General features: G+C 60.6%; 18 protein-coding genes. 9 read left to right on the forward strand and 9 right to left on the reverse strand.

Annotation, left to right across the window (positions count from 1 at the left end):
- Nucleotides 1-25: 25 nt before the first annotated feature.
- Nucleotides 26-994 carry an octaprenyl diphosphate synthase gene (gene ispB / locus LJ360_RS15055; RefSeq protein ID WP_091849908.1) on the forward strand — a complete coding sequence of 323 codons (969 nt, stop codon included), beginning with the start codon at nt 26-28 and terminating at the stop codon, nt 992-994.
- A 53-nt stretch (nt 995-1,047) separates the two neighbouring features.
- Here ispB and LJ360_RS15060 read toward each other — a convergent pair whose 3' ends face one another.
- The 6 genes from LJ360_RS15060 to LJ360_RS15085 form a co-directional block, all read right to left on the reverse strand.
- Nucleotides 1,048-2,304, reverse strand: a complete 1,257-nt coding sequence (locus LJ360_RS15060) for a D-amino acid dehydrogenase (RefSeq protein WP_091849910.1) — start codon at nt 2,302-2,304, stop codon at nt 1,048-1,050.
- Between the two features lie 54 nt (nt 2,305-2,358).
- On the reverse strand, nt 2,359-2,664 hold the full coding sequence (locus LJ360_RS15065; RefSeq protein ID WP_245742525.1) for a translation initiation factor Sui1: 306 nt from the start codon (nt 2,662-2,664) through the stop codon (nt 2,359-2,361).
- Nucleotides 2,665-2,726: 62 nt separating this feature from the next.
- Nucleotides 2,727-3,287, reverse strand: coding sequence for a DUF4136 domain-containing protein (locus LJ360_RS15070; RefSeq protein WP_091849914.1), 561 nt, complete (start codon nt 3,285-3,287; stop codon nt 2,727-2,729).
- An 81-nt stretch (nt 3,288-3,368) separates the two neighbouring features.
- Nucleotides 3,369-3,983 carry a YigZ family protein gene (locus LJ360_RS15075; protein ID WP_091849916.1) on the reverse strand — a complete coding sequence of 205 codons (615 nt, stop codon included), beginning with the start codon at nt 3,981-3,983 and terminating at the stop codon, nt 3,369-3,371.
- A complete protein-coding gene (locus LJ360_RS15080) occupies nt 3,980-5,350 on the reverse strand; it encodes a sensor histidine kinase (RefSeq protein ID WP_245742515.1) in 1,371 nt (456 codons plus the stop codon). Before LJ360_RS15080 ends, LJ360_RS15075 begins: the two co-directional genes overlap by 4 nt.
- A gap of 18 nt (nt 5,351-5,368) precedes the next feature.
- Nucleotides 5,369-6,073: a response regulator transcription factor gene (locus LJ360_RS15085; protein ID WP_091849920.1), complete on the reverse strand. Its 705-nt coding sequence runs from the start codon at nt 6,071-6,073 to the stop codon at nt 5,369-5,371.
- A 187-nt stretch (nt 6,074-6,260) separates the two neighbouring features.
- Here LJ360_RS15085 and LJ360_RS15090 point away from each other — a divergent pair, with 187 nt between their 5' ends.
- The 4 genes from LJ360_RS15090 to LJ360_RS15105 all read left to right on the forward strand — a co-directional run bounded on the left by LJ360_RS15090 (nt 6,261) and on the right by LJ360_RS15105 (nt 9,964).
- Nucleotides 6,261-6,608, forward strand: coding sequence for a hypothetical protein (locus LJ360_RS15090; RefSeq protein WP_143066577.1), 348 nt, complete (start codon nt 6,261-6,263; stop codon nt 6,606-6,608).
- 86 nt (nt 6,609-6,694) lie between these two features.
- On the forward strand, nt 6,695-7,861 hold the full coding sequence (locus LJ360_RS15095) for a GNAT family N-acetyltransferase (RefSeq protein WP_091849924.1): 1,167 nt from the start codon (nt 6,695-6,697) through the stop codon (nt 7,859-7,861).
- A gap of 601 nt (nt 7,862-8,462) precedes the next feature.
- Nucleotides 8,463-8,759 (forward strand): ComEA family DNA-binding protein, encoded by a 297-nt coding sequence (locus LJ360_RS15100; protein ID WP_091849925.1) that lies wholly within the window; start codon nt 8,463-8,465, stop codon nt 8,757-8,759.
- 233 nt (nt 8,760-8,992) lie between these two features.
- Nucleotides 8,993-9,964, forward strand: a complete 972-nt coding sequence (locus LJ360_RS15105; RefSeq protein WP_091849927.1) for a DMT family transporter — start codon at nt 8,993-8,995, stop codon at nt 9,962-9,964.
- Nucleotides 9,965-9,977: 13 nt separating this feature from the next.
- On the opposite strand, the gene gloA is transcribed toward LJ360_RS15105, so the two are convergent.
- Complete coding sequence (gene gloA, locus LJ360_RS15110; protein ID WP_091849929.1) at nt 9,978-10,526, reverse strand: lactoylglutathione lyase; 549 nt, start codon at nt 10,524-10,526, stop codon at nt 9,978-9,980.
- Nucleotides 10,527-10,710: 184 nt separating this feature from the next.
- On the opposite strand from gloA, the gene LJ360_RS15115 reads away from it, so the two are divergent.
- From LJ360_RS15115 to LJ360_RS15130, 4 genes are all read left to right on the forward strand, one after another.
- Nucleotides 10,711-11,751, forward strand: a complete 1,041-nt coding sequence (locus LJ360_RS15115) for a lysylphosphatidylglycerol synthase transmembrane domain-containing protein (RefSeq protein WP_091850191.1) — start codon at nt 10,711-10,713, stop codon at nt 11,749-11,751.
- Complete coding sequence (locus LJ360_RS15120) at nt 11,748-14,000, forward strand: glycosyltransferase (RefSeq protein WP_091849931.1); 2,253 nt, start codon at nt 11,748-11,750, stop codon at nt 13,998-14,000. The genes LJ360_RS15115 and LJ360_RS15120 overlap by 4 nt, the downstream gene beginning before the upstream one ends.
- Before the next feature lie 90 nt (nt 14,001-14,090).
- Nucleotides 14,091-15,038 (forward strand): YbgA family protein, encoded by a 948-nt coding sequence (locus LJ360_RS15125; RefSeq protein ID WP_091849933.1) that lies wholly within the window; start codon nt 14,091-14,093, stop codon nt 15,036-15,038.
- 81 nt (nt 15,039-15,119) lie between these two features.
- Nucleotides 15,120-15,878 (forward strand): substrate-binding periplasmic protein, encoded by a 759-nt coding sequence (locus tag LJ360_RS15130; protein ID WP_091849935.1) that lies wholly within the window; start codon nt 15,120-15,122, stop codon nt 15,876-15,878.
- A gap of 15 nt (nt 15,879-15,893) precedes the next feature.
- Here the strand turns inward: LJ360_RS15130 and LJ360_RS15135 are convergent, their stop codons facing one another.
- Both LJ360_RS15135 and LJ360_RS15140 read right to left on the reverse strand, forming a co-directional pair.
- Nucleotides 15,894-16,625, reverse strand: a complete 732-nt coding sequence (locus LJ360_RS15135; protein WP_091849937.1) for a YdiY family protein — start codon at nt 16,623-16,625, stop codon at nt 15,894-15,896.
- A gap of 25 nt (nt 16,626-16,650) precedes the next feature.
- Nucleotides 16,651-17,670, reverse strand: coding sequence for a rhodanese-related sulfurtransferase (locus LJ360_RS15140; RefSeq protein ID WP_091849939.1), 1,020 nt, complete (start codon nt 17,668-17,670; stop codon nt 16,651-16,653).
- Between the last annotated feature and the right edge of the window lie 109 nt (nt 17,671-17,779).

A 17,779-nucleotide genomic window follows, 5' to 3' on the forward strand; every position in this document is an offset into this window, starting at 1 on the left:
ACTTTTCAGGGGACCGGACAGCCGCATGACTGCCCAGCGCATATACGACACCGTCGCGGACGACTTTGCCCGCGTCAATGACCTGATCATCAAGCGGCTTTCCTCAGACGTTCCCCTGGTGGAAAAGATCGCCCAGTACATTATAGAAAGTGGCGGCAAACGCCTGCGGCCCTTGCTGGTACTGCTTTCCAGCCGGGCCGCCGGCTACCACCACAACGATCACCACAAGCTGGCAGCCGTTATCGAGTTCCTCCACACAGCCACCCTTCTCCATGACGATGTGGTCGATACCTCGGACATGCGCCGGGGCCGGAGCACTGCCAATGCCCGCTGGGGCAATGCGCCGAGCGTACTGGTAGGGGATTTCCTCTACGCCCGTGCATTCGAGATGATGGTGGAGCTGCGCAGTCTGCCCATCATGGAAGTACTGTCCCACGCCACCGCTGTAATTGCGGAAGGCGAAGTGCTGCAGCTGATGAACGTGAAAAACCCGGACGTCAGCGAAGAAAAATACATGGAAGTCATCCACAACAAGACCGCCATGCTGTTCGAGGCTGCCTCCCACACCGGCGCCCTGCTGGCTGGTGCGAATCCGGAGATGGAACAGGCCCTGAAAGACTACGGCAAGCACCTGGGACTTGCTTTCCAGCTGGTGGATGACGCCCTGGATTATACCGGCGATGCCGGCGCCATGGGCAAGAACGTCGGCGATGACCTGGCCGAAGGCAAGCCAACTCTGCCCCTGATCCACGCCATGGCCAACAGCAGCGAGGAACAGCGCCAGCAGATCCGTAACGCCATCCGCAAGGGTGGCCTGGACGACTTGCCCCGGATACTCGAGATCGTCAACGACTCAGGGGCCCTGGAATACACCATGGCCCGGGCACGGGAGCAAGCCACCCTGGCAAAGGCCTGCGTCAAAAAGCTCCCTGGATCCGCACACACAACCGCCCTGGACCTGCTGGCCGACCTCGCCGTTGAGCGGGTGTCCTGACTCACACCAATATACCCGGAGTCAGCCGACATCGCGGGCCCGCACAGGGCCCGTCACACCCCGGTAAAATCAAACTCCAGTTCCGGTGTCCGGCCACTGACAATATCCGCCAGCGCAGCAGCGGAGCCACAGGAATGGGTCCAGCCCAGAGTGCCGTGGCCGGTGTTCAGGTAAAGGTTGCTGACCCGGCTTTTGCCTATGTAGGGCACGTTCGACGGAGTTGCCGGACGCAGGCCGGTCCAGAACTCTGACTGCCCCCAGTGAGCGGCATCCGGCATGATTTCAGATGCCCGCCGCACGATGGCGTTGCAGCGTACCAGGTTCAGGTCCCTGTCATAGCCATTGAGTTCGGCGGTACCCGCAACCCGCAAGCGGTTTCCCAGGCGCGAATAGACCAGCTTGTATTCGTCGTCGGTCAGGCTGACCTGGAAGGCGGCCTCCTCGTCCTTGACCGGCGCAGTAATAGAGTAGCCCTTGGCCGGGTAAATATTGAGGGAAAACCCCAGCTTGCGGGCAAAGTGGGCACTGTAGCTGCCCATGCTCAGCACGTAGCTGTCCATACGCAGGGTACGGTGGGCCCCCTCCGAATCAATCGTGCCGACGCCCAGGATCCGATCACGGGTACCCTCAAAGCCCACAACCTCGGTGTCGTAGAGGAACTCGACCCCGGCTGCCTCAGCCTTCGCGGCCAGTGCCTGGGTGAACTTGCGGGCATCCCCGGATTCATCCTCCCGGGTGTAGGTGGCTCCGGCGATGCGGTTGCGGATAGGTGCCAGGGCTGGCTCAAGCTCCAGGGCCCGGTCGGCATCGATAACCTGCCGGTCACACCCCAGGTCCTGCATGATGCGGGTCGGCTCCCGGGCTGCCTCAAACTCTTTCTCGCTGGTGTAGAAGTGCAGGATGCCCTTCTCCAGCTGGTCATATTCCAGCCCTAGTTCAGTGCGCAACGCCTGTAGCGTCGACCGGCTGTAGATACCCAGGTTCACCATCTGACGGATGTTCCAGGCGGCCCGACCGGATGTGCACTGGGTCAGGAACTTGAGCCCCCAGAGCCACTGGGCCGGGTCCATCCTGAGCCGGAACAACAAGGGTGCATCAGGCTGACTGAGCCACTTGAGCACCTTCAGGGGGGCTGAAGGATTTGCCCAGGGCTCGGCGTGGGATACAGAAATCTGTCCACCGTTGGCATAGCTGGTTTCCACCCCGGCGCGCCCCTGACGATCGACCACCGTCACATCGTGGCCAGCCTGGCGCAAAAACCAGGCCGAAGTGACGCCTACCACACCGGCGCCCATGACCAGTATGTGCATATGCGCTCCCCTGAGTTGTGTGATTACTCAATGAATGACCGGCTGGCGGGCGGCTCAGCCACCCACCCGTTTGACCGTCCAGCCTTGCTCTTGCAGGATCGGGACCAGGACATCCCGCTGATCTCCCTGTATTTCGATGGTGTTATCTTTGACAGTGCCGCCGGTACCGCAGCGGGCCTTCAGCTTCTTGGCGAAGGCCTTGAGCTCCGAGCCGGCCAGCGGGATACCCGTTACGATGGTCACACCCTTGCCCTTGCGGCCCTTGGTTTCCCGGCTGACCCGAACCACGCCATCGCCGGCAGGCGCCGGCTGCTCTGAACACGTGCAGGCCTCCAGCGGGTTGCGGCAATCGGGGCACATGCGACCCTGTTCTGTGGAATAGACCAGGCCGCCAGACTCTCGCTTCTTCACATCAACTCCTGTCAGTTGCCGGACTGAGTGTTGCTACCGGGAGGGTACCGGTTAAACATCTCGGCAACCACTTCATCAATCAGTTCCTGGCGGGTTTCCGGTGACTGGTTTTCGTTCAGGTAGCGTTTGCTCGCGCCGCGCCAGACTACCCGCTCCGTAGTGCTGTCCACCAGCTCTACAATCAGCTGCCCCTCGCGAACCTCGCGTACTGGGGGCGCGGTGGCAAGCCCCCAGCCGAAACGGCCGCTGCCGAAACCGAGACCATAGGAAAAACCGGTGGTGTCCAGGCGTTCGACTTCGTCGATGCGATAACTGACCAGAAGGTCAGCGGTACTGGCATCGACCTGGTTCAGTTCCCGGGACCCCAGCTCCCGGGTGATCGCAGCCTCGACCCGGCTACCGTCAAGGGAGGTATACCCTTCACCAGCATTCAGCGTAAAGGCCCAGCTCTGATAACTGGCAAAGGCTGCGTTGCTGTCGTAATCGGTAACCACCTTCGCCGCGCAGCCGCCGAGCAAAAGGCCAAGCGCCACGAGGGCCAACAGATGCGGAACTCTGGCTAACCGGATCATAGTGCGCCTCTCCGTTAAGCTGTATTCACCATTAATGCATGTTCGCTTCAGTATACGTCAGTGATGGCTGGTCAGTGCTGTTTATGCCGGGGGCGTTTCCGTATGGTAATTCAGCTGGTTGGCCTCGCAGAAGGACACCAGGGCTTCTGCCTCGGTAACCGGCACCATGATGGTGAAGGTGACGCCGTCGCCATAGGTCGGCTCTGACGGATTGGCCCCATGCTGATTACACCAGTGCCGTAACGGCTGCTCCATGGCAAAGGGCAGCGACACGACCAGGTTCTCCACGGGCTGGCTCTGCTGCCGGCCAACCTCGGAGAGCACCGATTCCGCCGCGCCGGCGTAGGCTCGTACCAGGCCACCCGCACCGAGCTTGATGCCACCGAAATAGCGGATCACGATAACCGCCACATCCCCCATGTCCTTGTGCTGGATCACGTTGAGGATAGGTTTTCCGGCCGTTCCGGAGGGCTCTCCGTCATCGTTCATGCCGGCCTCGGCCGCTGACCCGGGCGGGCCGACCTGGTAGGCCCAGCAGACATGCCGGGCATCCGGGTGATCCTGCCAGGCCTGTTCTGCCAGCGCCTTTACCTGTTCGCGGTTTTCCACCGGGGCGACCCGGGCGATAAAGCGACTCTTCTTGATGACCGTTTCCCGCTCCAGGGGCCCCGCCGGCACCGGATAGTGCCTGCTCACAGCCTGCTCCTCCCGAAGCGCTCACCCAGTCCCGGGTCGTCGGGTCCCGTGAACACTGGCAACCACAGGGTCACTTGCAGACCGCCGCCGTCAACGTTTCGGGCATCGATCCGGCCATCATGGGCCGCAACGATGTCCCGGGCGATAGCCAGCCCCAGGCCCCAGCCGCGACCGCTGCGGGCCTTGTCAGCCCGGTAGAAGGGCTCAAACAGGTGGGGCAGCATCTCTTCCGGGGCACCGGGACCCTGGTCCGTGATGGAGCAACATAACTGGTCGCCCTCCCGAACCAGCCCGATAGTCACAGCCTTGCCCGGCGGCGTGTAATCCAGGGCGTTCTGCAGAATGTTGTCCAGTCCTCGCCGTAACAGTTCTCCGTTGGCCAGCACCGTCACCTGGTGGCAATCCGGACCCGCCTCGAAGTGGCAGTCGACCCGCTGATGTTCTGCGTAGTCGGCCGCATCCCGAAGGACATCGTTAATGGCCCTCACGATCTGCACCGGCTCCCGTTCCAGCCCGTCACGACCGCCGGAAACCCGGTACAGGGTGAGAATCTGCCCGGTCATTTCGTCCAGCCGTTCGTTCTGCCGCTGGATGCTGTCCAGTAACTCTGGCTCGATGCCGCTGTCGGCGGCCAGTTCGATGGCCACGCGCTGCCTTGCCAGTGGCGTTCTCAGGTCGTGGGAAATATCCCGCATCAACTGGTTCTGCCGGTCCAACAGTTCGCAAAGACGCTCAGTCATGGCGTTAAAAGCCCTGGCGGTGAGACCGATCTCATCCCGACGCCGGGCAATCCGGTCGTTTACCCGCAGGCTCAGGTCGCCGGCGGCGATGGCCTGGGCAGTGCTCTCCATGTGACGCAAGGGACGGGAAACCAGCCTGGCGATCCACCAGCAGGCGAAAGTCAGCAGGATGACCCCCAGGGAGAGCTCAAGGGTACGGGCTACCGCTGGCGACACCCGCCCCTCCCGATCCGAACGCGGCCATGCCACCAGCCGCTGGGTATCACTCACCTCGACCACGGCCGGCTTGCGATGGTACCAGGATCGCATTCGCTCCCTTACTGAATCGGGCAACTGCTCGCTGGCATGATCCACGTCCACCAGCATCAGGTGCAGGTCCATTTCTTCGCCTTTCGCCCGCAGGTAGCGCCAGAAAGCGCCACGATCGTCGCCCTGGCGCAGGCGGGCCGCTTCAATAGCCACGTCCCTCAGCCCCTCCAGCTGCTCTATGGCTTCCCGCTCCCGGTCCAGCAACTCCCGGGTCACCAGGTTGCTCAGCGCCACCGCAGCCGCCAGCGCCAGCCAGATCAGCAGGAAAATCCGCCAGAACAGCGGGAACATTACCGTACGTTTTCCAGAGGTGTTCAAGTTAACTCCTGCGAATCATCAAGTGTCGGAGGGGGCAGGGCCGGTGACACGGTAGCTGTACCCCAGCCCGCGCACGGTTTCGATACGGGAAGGCTCCTCCGGACCCAGCTTGCGGCGCAGGTTACTGATATGCATATCCAGGGTGCGATCGTATGCAGCGAGGCGCCGACCCAATGCCCACTGCATCAGGTCTGTCTTGCGAACGACGCTGCCAGCGTGGGCCAGGAGTACCTGCAGTACTTCATATTCCGTGGCGGTCAACTCCACCGGGTCGTCACGAAGGTAGACCCGACGCTGCTCCGGCTCTACCCGCAGGTCACCGAAGACCCGGTCGGCATCAACTTCCGCCTGGTGGTCCCAGGCCACCCGCCTGAGCACTGCCTGGATCCTGGCCACCAACTCCCGGGGGTTGCAGGGTTTGGGAATGTAGTCATCGGCTCCGACTTCGAAGCCCACAATACGGTCAGTCTCATCACCCCGGGCGGTGAGCAGGATAACAGGGAGGTGATTACGCGCCCGCAGCTCCCTCAGCACATCAAGGCCGGACATGTCCGGCAGCATGATATCGAGCACAACGATGTCGGTCAGCCCCTCGGCCGCCAGGGTCAGGCCATCGCCACCATTGGCCGCTTCCCGTACCTCGAACCCCTGCCCGTTCAGATACCGGGCCAGAAGCGTACGCAACTCTTCATCGTCTTCAACCAGTAATACCCGGTTCTGCATCGGGCACTCTCCCCATAATGGTGTTGGCAATAACCATATCAGCACCCACCGGACCGAAGCAGCCCCGGGGCGCTCTTTACGGATTTTTTACCATGATCTGACAGGAACTTACACGCCGCGCCCTATTATGGTCAGCACATGGGTGCGGGAACAGCCGCACCGCTCGAATGAAAACGGGAGTTCTGCCATGAAAGCACACAAAACAGCCACCACCCTTACCGCTGCCCTAATCTCCGCTGCCTTGCTCGCCAGCCCGATCGCCTTTGCCGGCGAAAAAGGCAAGGATGACCGTGCCTATGGTGGCAAACGAAACCACGCCGAGATGTGCGAGAAGTTCGAAAGTGGTGACTGGAAACAGAAGCGCGAGCAATACCGTGAAAAAGCCAATGAGCGCCATGAACAGATGGCCGAACGCCTGCAACTGACCGATGAGCAGCGGGAAATCTGGAACGAAATGCGCGACGAACGCCGCCAGAAGCACGATCGCCGCTTCGAGAAGATGAAGGAGCGCTGCGAAAAACCGTCCGAAGAGTGATCAACACACACTCCCTGTCGTAAAGTAGGTCAACGTTCCTTGACCCGGCCGCCTCCCCGAGGCGGCCATGCTTTTCAGGCAGACCCATGACCGCACGCCCTGCCCCCCGTGGCCTCGACATACTGACCGTCAACCGCATTGCCGACATCGGCCATGATGACTGGCAAGCCTTCTCCGGCACCACAGACCCGCTGATCAGCTATCACTTCCTTGAAGCCCTCGAAACCAGTGGTGCCGTAAGTCGGCAAACCGGCTGGCAACCCTGCCACCTGAAGTTCTACCTTGATGGTCGCTGGGTCGGTGTAGCGCCTGCCTACCGGAAATATCACTCCATGGGGGAGTACGTCTTCGACTGGGCATGGGCGGACGCCTGGCAACGTCACGGCCTTGCCTACTATCCCAAGTTGCTTGTCGCCGTGCCGTTCACCCCCTGCCAGGGTCGTCGTCTGCTGATCAGGGAGGACATTCGGAGTCACCTTTCCGCCAGCGAGGTTCACCAGGCGCTGGATGCACTGATGCCTGCGCTTGGGGTCCACTCCTGGCACCTGCTGTTTCCGGATGGAACGGACCAGGCCCTGCTGGACAAACCCGGTGCCCTCCACCGCCTGGGCTGCCAGTTCCACTGGCACAATCGCAGCTACGGCGACTTCGAAGACTTCCTGGCCACGCTCACCTCCCGCAAGCGCAAATCCCTTCGACGGGAGCGTCGGCAGGTGGCTGAACAGGGCATTGGTTTCCAGCACTGGCCCGGCGACTCGTTACCGGAGGAAGTGCTGGACGACTTTTTCCTTTTCTATAATGCCACCTACCTCAAGCGCGGCATGCGTCCGTACCTGAACCGGGAGTTTTTCCGTAACCTGGCCCGTCGCCTGGGCCGGCAGCTTCGTATCATAACGGCAGAGCAGGCCGGCAAGCGCATTGCCGCCGCGCTCTTTATCATTGGCGACCAGACCCTGTACGGGCGCTACTGGGGCTGCCTGGAAGACTATAACCACCTGCACTTTGAAACCTGCTACTACCAGGGCATCGACCTGGCGATCGCCGAGGGATTAGCCCGTTTCGATGCCGGCGCCCAGGGGGAGCACAAGCTGGTTCGCGGCTTTGAGCCGGTTCTGACCCACTCTTGGCACAACGTTGACCACTCCGGCTTTCGGGACGCAGTCGCGGAGTTCTGTGAGGAAGAAGCCCGGGACGTTCAAAACTATCATCATGCCGCCCTGGATGCCCTCCCCTATCGACAGCCCCCGGAATAAAGAGGCTAATAACGGCCAACAGACACAGCGGCAGACGGCAGCTTACAAGCCTGTAGGCTTTTTCCTACACCAGCGGTTGGGAATGTCTGGTTTCCTGCAAACCAGCGACGCGTAGAATGGTTCCTGTACACGGAAGTCACCAAGGGAATGCAGGAACTGGCAGACGTAGGGAAAGCGTAGTCATGGAGTAGAGGCTACTGCAGGGAGTGTAGCAGCGGATTCGGCAGGGAGTCGCCCATCGCCGGCCAGGAAGGTCAGCGAAGCAAGGACGCCCAAAAGGGAATGCCGTCACGGATGACGCCCAGGGAATCGGGCAGTGCCGAAGGAACCGGCACCGGGTCTGGTCGCGGACAGGGGGTCACAGGGAATGTGGCCCCAGCCGTGCACCATGTCCCCATCTGACCTCGCCGTTTCAAACCTCGTTTTCGCTTCCCGGATCATCGGAATTCAAGCCCGGGCGCCTCCTTTTCGTAGTACATGGTTGGCAGACCTTCTGTGGTGGCTTGCCATGGTTCCGTGGTGAGGCAACGCCGGCTTCGGGTGCCGGTGCCGGAATGGTCGGTTCTGCATTGACAGCCAACCAAACCTGAAGACAGCAGCCATGAAAAAGATACAGACAATCATTGCTTCATTAATCCTGGCCCTGAGCCTGTTTGCCAGTCAGGCCCCGGCCTGGGCTGAGGAACCAGCGAAGCCGCTGGCCAGCGTTATCAACATCAACACCGCAACGGCAGAGGAACTGACTGCCCTTGACGGCATCGGTGAAAGCAAGGCATTGGCCATCGTCGCTGACCGCGACACCAATGGCCCGTTTGAATCAGAGGGCGATCTGACCCGCGTTCGGGGCATCGGTGAAGCCACGGTAGAGAAGAATGCCGAACGCATCACCACCCGCTGACCTCCCTGCCCCGCCTTCAGCGGGGCTTTTTTTGACGCTGGCACACCGGCCTGGCCGCCACCCCGAATCGCAACGTCATCTGGACATGGCCTGCAGCGAACCCTATCGTTGGTTGCCTTGATTCATTGCTCGCGGACATCCCAAATGGCTAACGCCCCCCACACGCACCTTACCCGGCAACCTGCTGCCGGTAAGACCCGGAATCAGCGGGTACCCTTGGCAAGGGGCGCTCGATGATTCGGGGCGCGCTTCTGATCGCTTTCGCCTCGCTGCTTTGGGCGACCACTGGCATTGTTGCCAAGTTCCTGTTCTCGGACACGGAACTGCAACCGCTCACCCTCGGCCTGCTGCGACTGCTGGTGGCGCTGCCATTTTTCTGGCTGCTTATGAAGCGAGAGCTGGACCAGCATTCGACAAAGGGTGAGCGAACCCGAATCTGGCCCGCACTGACGCCTGCAGCCTTACTTGTGCTGGGCGGGCTGGGCCTCTTCCAGGCGTTCTACCAGGGTAGCTACCTGCTGGCCGTCGACCTGACCGGTGCAGGCATTGCTACGCTGATTTCCCTGTGCCTGCCACCAGTGCTGGTGGCCATACTCGCCGCCCCCCTGCTGGGCGAAAAACCGCGACTGGTTACAATGCTGGCTCTGATAGCGGCCATCGCCGGAACAGGCATGCTGGTTATCAGCGACATGGATACCGCCGGCACCCTGCGCCTGGCAGGGATTCTCATGGCACTGCTGGCGGCAGCGGTCTACACCGGGTTTACACTCACGAGTCGTTACAACTCGGCCGGCACACCGGTCTTTACGACGGCCTTTGTCTGTTTCCTGGTAGCCGCGCTGTTGCTGCTGCCCACGGTCTGGCTGAGTGGAGGGTTTACCGGCCTGGAAACCTTGGGACTTACGGACTGGCTGATGGTGGGCTATATCGGAGTAGTACCAACCTGCGTGGGTTACCTGTGTTTCTTTACCGGCATGCAAACCACGCCGGCAACGCTGTCGAGCATTATCGTGACCCTGGAGCCACTGTTCGTCGCCTTGCTGGCGTGGCTTGTCCTGGATGAAATACTTGGTCCTACCGGCATTGCCGGTGCCTTGATCCTGACCCTGGCGGTGATCGTGGCATCGATCAGTAGCCGCTCAAAGCCAGCAGTCAGGGACAAATCTGCGGCCCGGCAGGCGCCACGCTGTCCGGGCCGGAAATAGCTGGAGTGTCGGTTCAACCTTCCTTGCGCTGCTTCTCCATCATGTTGGGCTGGAGAATCTCGATCCAGTAGCCGTCCGGGTCCTTGATAAAGGCCAGCCCCTTCATCTTGCCGTCATCGGGACGCTTTACGAAGTCGACACCCAGTTTCTCGAAGCGCTCACAGGCGGCGTAGACGTCCGGCACTGCTACCCCGATGTGGCCAAACCCCTGGGGCTCGTCGTTGCCGTTGTGATAGCGGAAGTCGTCGTCACCCTCTGTGCCCCAGTTGTGGGTCAACTCCAGCATGGCTTCACGACCGAAGATAAAGGTGGTGCGGTGGCCATCGTCCGCTGGCACCATCTGGGCCTGGCGTTCATCCAGGTAGGCCAGGAAATAGAGGGTGAACTTCATTTCCGGAAAGTCCAGCTTGCGCACCAGCCGCATACCCATCACCCGGGTATAGAAATCCATGGACCGTTCGGGGTCCTTGATACGCAGCATGGTCTGGTTGAACACGTAGCCTTCGGTTTCCGGCACCACTGAATCATGCAGGCCGGGTGCCTGCTCAAAATGTCGGGGCATGGGTTTACTCCGGTTATGGGTTTGAGTACGGATCAACCTATATACCTGCGCGCGACATGACCGGATTTCAACCCCGGCCGCCATGGTTCAGATGCAACTGCTCACGGTCCAGTTACTCGCGCTGGTATACGCCGGACCCGGGGGGATACACTGTGACCTCTTCAACCCCGGGCCCCAGGACTCCATGGCAAACCCGCAACAGCCTTCCACATCCGGTCGCCGGCTTGTTCTGTTCACGTTGCTGTTCCTGTTTCTGACAGGCGCGGGACTATGGGTCGTCCATCAGCAATTTGCTGACCGGGATGTAACCTTTGATGGCCGGCTGATTACTCCCTGGACACTGGCCACAGTGGGCTCACTGCTGCTAATCTATTTCACATGCGACGGTCTTCGCCTGTACGCCACCCTCCGTGCCCTGGGTTACAGGGTCAGGCCCGGGGCTATCGCCCGCCTGGTGTTTATCAACATCTTCTTTTCCAACGTCACACCAATGGCCACTGGCGGTGGCTTTGCCCAGATATGGTATTTACAGCGCGAGGGCGTGCCCCTGGGCTTTGCCACTGCGGCAACCACGATTCGTACCATCCTCGCCATTGTGTTCATTTTCTCCCTGACCCCTGTTTTCCTGGTCACCCTGCCTGCGCTACAGGGTCAGCCTTTACTGGGCCAGGTCAGCTGGGTGCTGGCGGTTCTGATAACACTTTACCTGGCGTTCTTTGCCGTGGTCCTGTTTCGTACCCGCTGGCTGATTCCGCCACTGACAGGCGCCCTGACCCTGCTGGAACGCTGGAACCTGATCAGTCCCAGGCGCCACCGTCGCTGGCAGTTCAGGGCCCGCCGCGAAATGATGCGGTTTGCCCGTAGCTTCGGCTATTACCTCAGGGGAGATCGCCGCTGGGTGTTTCTGTCCGTCTTGTTTACGGCCCTGTTCCTGGTCAGCCTGTTCAGCTTTCCCTGGCTGCTGATCACCGGACTGGGGTATGACGTCTCCTGGCTGAATAACCTTGGCCTGCTGGTGGTTACCACCTTCATCATGTACTTTTCGCCTACACCCGGTGCATCGGGCATCTCCGAAGGCGTATTCGGCAGCTTCTTCCGGGACATACTGGGGGGTAGCCACCTGGTGCTGGTAACCATTGCCTGGCGGACAGTCACCATCTACCTTGGCATGCTGATCGGGCTCATACTGCTGCAGAGGGACCTGGCACGGAGTCGCAGAGAATGATCCGCAATCCCCTCAAACTGCTCTTCTACCTCAACGTCACCGTGGTCCTGCTGTTGCTGGGCTACAAGGCCTACCTGAACTATTTCCTGCCGGAATTCGAAGGGGTTCATACCAACCAGGTCGAGGCGATTACCGGTACCATCACGGATGCCCCCTACCGCTTTGCCGTGGTTGGCAATATCAACAACTCCGTGGGCATGTTCGAGAACCGCATCCTGCCCCGGATCAACCGCAGCGATGCCCGTTTCCTGGTCTCCGCCGGTAATGCGGTCAGCAACGGCGGCGAGGACAAGTACCAGGCCCTCTATGGCACCCTCGGGAAGCTGGAGATTCCCTGGCTGCTCACTTTCGGCGAGAACGAGCACAGCACCTTCGGCAGTTACCGCTACTATGAGCACTTTGGCCCCCATTACTTCAGTTTCCGGGTGGCGGATTCCCGTCTTATCTTCCTGGACAGTACCGGGAAGACCCCCTGGCGCTGGCAGGTCCGCTGGCTCCATGACCTGCTGGCCGAGGACAGCTCTGAGCACCGCATCGTTTTCGTGGGCCACCCGCTATTCGCCACCGGGGATTCGCTGTTACTGGATGACGAGGACGACTACCTGCAACCGGAACCTTTCCGCCGGGCCCTGCTGGATCTGTTCCGCCAGCATGGAGTGGACCTGGTGTTCTCCGCCAATGTCGCCACCTGGTCTGACCGGGTCGAAGACGGCACCCGTTTTATCACTACCGGAGGGGCGGGCGGCCTGGTCCTGAACACCGACGACAGTTTTTATCACTACCTGATGGTGACGGTGGGCGACCAGGGAATCGAAGTCGACATGCAGCCGGTGGAGACCCGGCAGCACCCGGTGCTGCGTCACCTGGAGAGCCTGTGGTTCTTTATCTACTCCCTGTTCTACACCGGCTTTCTGAACTTTGTATTGCTGGTGGCGGTACTGGCCATTCTTGCCATCAAACTCTACACCGTGGTCTTTCGTGGACGGGACTATTACCCAAACTATGACCTGGACCCCACTCCGTGGCTGGAAAATCCCATGCGGGTGGTGATGTTTACCAACAACTACCTGCCCTTTATCGGCGGGGTACCGATCTCCATAGAGCGACTGAGAAAGGGCCTTGCCAAACTGGGGGATAAGGTCCTGGTGGTTGCACCCACCTACCAGGACCAGCCTGCAGAGGAGTCCCACGTACTCCGGGTGCCTTCGCTACTTTCCATGGGGGCACGGCGTGAATTCCGCATGGCCAACATCTTCCTGAGCCGTATCCGGCGCCAGGTGCGGGCATTCCGGCCAGACGTGATCCACGTGCATCACCCGTTCTGGCTCGGGTCACTGGGTGTGTTCATGGCCAGGTTGCTCAATGTGCCGGTTATCTACACCTACCACACCCGCCTGGAGCACTACGCCCACTTCGTGCCCCTGCCCGGCCTGCTGTTCCGGAACCTGATTTCCCACGCCCTGATCCGGCGCTTTGCCAACTTCTGTGACGGCGTGATCGTGCCCACCTACTCCACGGAAGAATACCTGCGCATGATCGGGGTAAAGACGCCCACTTATGTACAGCCTACGGGTATCGATTACGAGCGCTTCCAGCAGGTCGATGACGAGGAGGTGGAGGCGTTGAGGAAGAGGCTTGAGCTGCCGGAAGACACCCTGGTGCTGGTCAGCGTTGCCCGCCTGTCCAATGAGAAGAATATCGATTTCATGATCGAGTCACTGAAAGAGGTCAAACAAGACACGTCTCGCCCGTTCCATTTCCTGATGATCGGTGACGGCCACCAGCGGGAGCGCCTGCAGGCCCGGGTTGATGAGCTGGGCATGGCCGACTGCATGACCCTTGTCGGCGCCGTGCCCCCGGACGAGATGGCCACCTGGTATCAACTGGGGGACGCCTTCCTGTTCGCCTCGAAGTCCGAAACCCAGGGCATGGTAATCCTCGAGGCCATGGCCGCAGGGCTGCCGGTGGTGGCAGTGCGTTCCAGTGGAATCGACGATGTCGTGCAACATGGTCAGAATGGTTACAAGACCCCGGAGCGCAGGGAACTCTGGTGCCAGCGGGTGACAGCCCTTCTGGAAGATGACGCCCTGCGCCAGCAACTGTCCGACAACGCCCGGGCCTTTGCCCGGGACTATTCGATTGAGAAGTTCTCCGGCAACGTGCGGGAAATCTATGCCTACGTATTGGCTGCCCGCGACGCGGAAGCCCGGGAGCACCGTTTCATCCGGGCACATAAAGAGGTCGACTGAGGGTCATCGACTCCCGGCCATATGCCGTATACTGACTCAGGTAAGGCCCCAACCCGGGCGTCATTCATCGTTCCAGTGGAGTGCCGCACAATGAGCAAGATTCCCGTCGGTATCAGCACCTGCCTGCTGGGGAAGGAAGTCCGCCACGACGGCGGTCATAAACACTCCCGTTACTGTACCGAGGTACTGTCCCGTTACTTTGAATTCCGCTCCCTTTGCCCGGAACTGGAAGCCGGACTCGGCGTACCCCGGCCGGCCATTCACCTGCGGGAAAGCGACGACGGGCTACGGCTGGTCGAGGTCAAAAAAGGTACCGACCATACCGCAGAGATGCAGGGTTTTATCGACCGGGTCATGGGCTCACTGGCCGATTTGCGGGGCTATATCCTGATGGCCAAGTCCCCCTCCTGCGGGATGGAGCGCATCCGCGTCCATAACAGCGATGGCAACGTGGTCCACCGGGACGGCCGTGGCATGTTTGCCGAGGCACTGATCCGCACCTACCCCCTGATGCCAGTTGAGGAGGAGGGACGCCTCAATGACGACCAGCTGCGGGAGAACTTCATCGAGCGGGTCTTCGCCTACGACGACTGGATGCAGAATGTGGCCGGAGAGCGACTCACCCCCCAGGCCCTGATCGAGTTCCATACCCGCCACAAGTTCCAGTTGCTGGCCCACTCCGAACAGATTTACCGGCAGCTTGGCCCCATGCTGGGTGACCTGAAATCCGAGCCTCTCACCACCATCGCCGACCGCTACATTCACCGCTTCATGGAGGCCATGACCAAGCGCGTCAGCCGCGGCTCCCACGTCAACGCTATGCAGCACCTGATGGGCTACCTGCGGGATTCAATGGGCGATGCGGACCGCAAGGTGTTGATGGAACAGGTGGAAGCCTACCACCGGGGCGAGGTGCCGTTGATCGTACCCATGACGCTGCTTCGTATGGCCCAGCGCCGGGAGCCCATCAGCTACCTGGACCAGCAACACTACCTTTCGCCTTATCCGGACGACCTGGGGCTGAGGAACCGGATCTGAATAATTCTTTTTCTCAGAACTGGAAAATTCACATTGTGAACTATATGCTGAAGCTCCCTCACTGAGCGGAACCGGACAACCATGCGCCACTGTGTGATCGCCCTGCTGATGTTGCTGGGCGCGCAAACTGCTGTAAGTGACGACGCCGTCCCTGCCAGCATGCCGGAAACCCTTGCCTTCAACGTCAGTACCGGGGGCCATCCCCCGTTTACCATTGTGCACGGGGACGGTCGCGTCTCCGGGATTTTCTGGGATGTGCTCTCCGCGATTGCCGACCGTTTCCAGGTGGAGCTGCTGGCCGTTCAGGTGCCGCCCAAACGTAGTGAAAGCCTGCTCCTTTCCGGTCACGTGGATGTCACCATGCGGGCCATGGAGTGGGTCGATGACCCGCAAGCGTTCGTCTTCTCCGATCCGGTCATGATGACCCGCGATGCCCTTTTTGTGCACCGGGACAGTGATCGAAAGATTGATGCCGTAGAGGACCTGGAGGGCACCTTGCTCGGGCGGCTGGGCTTCCATTATCCCTGGCTGGCAGAGCGATTGCAGCAGGAGGCGGTATCGTTAATACCGGTGCAGGATCAGGAGCCGATGCTGCGACGTCTTTACGACGGCAGAACCCGGTTCACGGGTGCTATCAGTAATCTCCATGCCGGTTACTGGACCCTGAAGAACGTCCCCTGGGGGGACAGCATCCGCGAAGCGCCCATTCGCCTGGATGAAGTGGGTTTTCGCCTGATGTTTCCGCCCCGGCACCAGGCACTGGTACCCCGGATCAATCAGGAACTTCAGCGGCTGCGGTCCAGCGGAGAGCTGGACCGTATTATTCGCGCCTATCAGTAAGTGCCTGGGCCGTCCTCAGAAACCGTACAAAAGTGACAGGGAGGTTTCGGTGTCGGTGTCTTCCGAGTCCGGCGGCGCGTCGGAAACATGGGTCACCCGGTAAGCGAGCTTCAGGGAAAGATCACCGATCACGCTGGCCTGAACCGAGGTTTCAGACTCGGTAATCACGTTGTTCTCATCCAGGCCAATCTCCGAGGCGAGCTTCTGACGGAACAGGGCATTGTCGGAAAGGGCGAAGTCGAACTGTCCCGCCAACCGGGCGATGGCTTCGTCCTCGTCCCGGTTACCGTCATCATCGGGCTCTTCCAGTTTGTTGAACCGGTAACCAACACCCGCCGACAGGTCCAGGAAAGAGTCGTCACCCAACTCCCAGACCCGGTGACCGTAACCGGTGGTCGCCGAGGAACGGAAGTCATAGCCGGAGAACCGGTCATTCTCCCAGAAGCCCCGGAGAAACCAGAACTGGTTCTCGGAGAACTTGTAGTCCGTCTCTGCCTCGGCACGGTAACGCTCCGCAGTGGTTTCATCCTCCGCTTCGGTGTAGGCAGAACGGAACTCCCCGATATTGCGCCAGCTTTCGGTTTCGTGCACCAGGCCCAGCCGGCCCTTCAGGTTGGTCTCTTCCGAGTTACCGGTAGTCACCAGCAGGCCAAGCTCCGCCTCGCCTTCCCAGTTACTGTCCTGGGCAGTGGCCGCCAGGGGCATGGCGAGGGCGACAAGGGCCGCGGTGCGGGTAATGCGAGTCATGGGTTCTCCGTTGTCAGGTTCCGGTTCAGGCAGAGGCCTTTTTGCGGCACTGTTCTCCCCGCGCACTGCGGGCAGCCTGGCGGGCGCGTTCGGCTTTCTTGCGGGCCTTTCGCTCAGCAATAATCCGCGCAGCCTCCCCGCCAACGTGGGCCTCCCCCCGTTCCCGGGCCAGGCGCACCTGGCGCTCTCGCTCGGCAAACCGGGCCCGTTGCTCTTCCGTCACGGTATCAATGCACTGGGGACAGCTGACACCACGCTCGTATTCCGGGCGCTGTTTATCGTCTTCCGTAATGGGGCGACGGCAGGCATGGCACTGGTCGTACTGGCCGCGTTCCAGCTGGTGATTGACGGTCACCCGGTCATCGAACACAAAGCACTCACCGCGCCACAGGCTGTTCTCTTCGGGCACGGACTCCAGGTAATTCAGGATACCGCCCTTGAGGTGGTAAACCTCCTCGAAGCCCTGTTCCTTAAGGAAGGCGGTGGACTTCTCGCAGCGAATACCGCCGGTGCAGAACATGGCGACCTTGCGGTGCTTACCCGGGTCCAGGTTTTCCTTCACGTACTGCGGGAATTCCCGGAACGAATCGGTGGCGGGATTCACAGCCCGCTCGAAGGTGCCAATTTCCACCTCGTACTGGTTGCGGGTGTCAATCAGCAACACATCCGGGTCAGAGATGAGGTCATTCCATTCCCGGGGCTCCACATAGGTGCCTACGGTGCGCTTGGGGTCTATTCCCTCAACGCCCATGGTGACGATCTCTTTCTTGAGCTTGACCTTGGTGCGCTTGAAAGGCTGGATATCGACGAAAGACTCCTTGTAGTCAATACCGCCGAAACGCTCGTCCTGGCCAAGCCATTCCTTGATGGCATCGATGCCCTCACGGCTACCGGCAATGGTGCCGTTGATACCCTCACGGGCGAGCAGCAAGGTGCCATGGACATCCTTTGCCAGCATCAGGTCCAGCAACGGCTGGCGTAAATCACGGTAATCGTTCAGCTCTGCGAACTTGTAAAGTGCGCAGACAACAACAGTCTGGGACATGGTGACTCCTGCGGGCCGGATCGTAAATCCGGAGCATGGTGGTTCAGCACGATGCCGACAAAGGCCGGCATCGTTATTGGCGGGCGAATTTTAACCAAACCGGGAAATG

Source organism: Marinobacter sp. AN1 (assembly GCF_026013985.1).
GTDB lineage: Bacteria > Pseudomonadota > Gammaproteobacteria > Pseudomonadales > Oleiphilaceae > Marinobacter > Marinobacter segnicrescens.

Coding starts and splice junctions, on each gene's coding strand:
- ispB (WP_091849908.1), top strand. CDS start 26: ATGACTGCCCAGCGCATATACGACACCGTCGCGGACGACTTTGCCCGC.
- LJ360_RS15060 (WP_091849910.1), bottom strand. CDS start 2,304: ATGCACATACTGGTCATGGGCGCCGGTGTGGTAGGCGTCACTTCGGCC.
- LJ360_RS15065 (WP_245742525.1), bottom strand. CDS start 2,664: ATGTGCCCCGATTGCCGCAACCCGCTGGAGGCCTGCACGTGTTCAGAG.
- LJ360_RS15070 (WP_091849914.1), bottom strand. CDS start 3,287: ATGATCCGGTTAGCCAGAGTTCCGCATCTGTTGGCCCTCGTGGCGCTT.
- LJ360_RS15085 (WP_091849920.1), bottom strand. CDS start 6,073: ATGCAGAACCGGGTATTACTGGTTGAAGACGATGAAGAGTTGCGTACG.
- LJ360_RS15090 (WP_143066577.1), top strand. CDS start 6,261: ATGAAAGCACACAAAACAGCCACCACCCTTACCGCTGCCCTAATCTCC.
- LJ360_RS15095 (WP_091849924.1), top strand. CDS start 6,695: ATGACCGCACGCCCTGCCCCCCGTGGCCTCGACATACTGACCGTCAAC.
- LJ360_RS15100 (WP_091849925.1), top strand. CDS start 8,463: ATGAAAAAGATACAGACAATCATTGCTTCATTAATCCTGGCCCTGAGC.
- LJ360_RS15105 (WP_091849927.1), top strand. CDS start 8,993: ATGATTCGGGGCGCGCTTCTGATCGCTTTCGCCTCGCTGCTTTGGGCG.
- gloA (WP_091849929.1), bottom strand. CDS start 10,526: ATGCCCCGACATTTTGAGCAGGCACCCGGCCTGCATGATTCAGTGGTG.
- LJ360_RS15115 (WP_091850191.1), top strand. CDS start 10,711: ATGGCAAACCCGCAACAGCCTTCCACATCCGGTCGCCGGCTTGTTCTG.
- LJ360_RS15120 (WP_091849931.1), top strand. CDS start 11,748: ATGATCCGCAATCCCCTCAAACTGCTCTTCTACCTCAACGTCACCGTG.
- LJ360_RS15125 (WP_091849933.1), top strand. CDS start 14,091: ATGAGCAAGATTCCCGTCGGTATCAGCACCTGCCTGCTGGGGAAGGAA.
- LJ360_RS15130 (WP_091849935.1), top strand. CDS start 15,120: ATGCGCCACTGTGTGATCGCCCTGCTGATGTTGCTGGGCGCGCAAACT.
- LJ360_RS15135 (WP_091849937.1), bottom strand. CDS start 16,625: ATGACTCGCATTACCCGCACCGCGGCCCTTGTCGCCCTCGCCATGCCC.
- LJ360_RS15140 (WP_091849939.1), bottom strand. CDS start 17,670: ATGTCCCAGACTGTTGTTGTCTGCGCACTTTACAAGTTCGCAGAGCTG.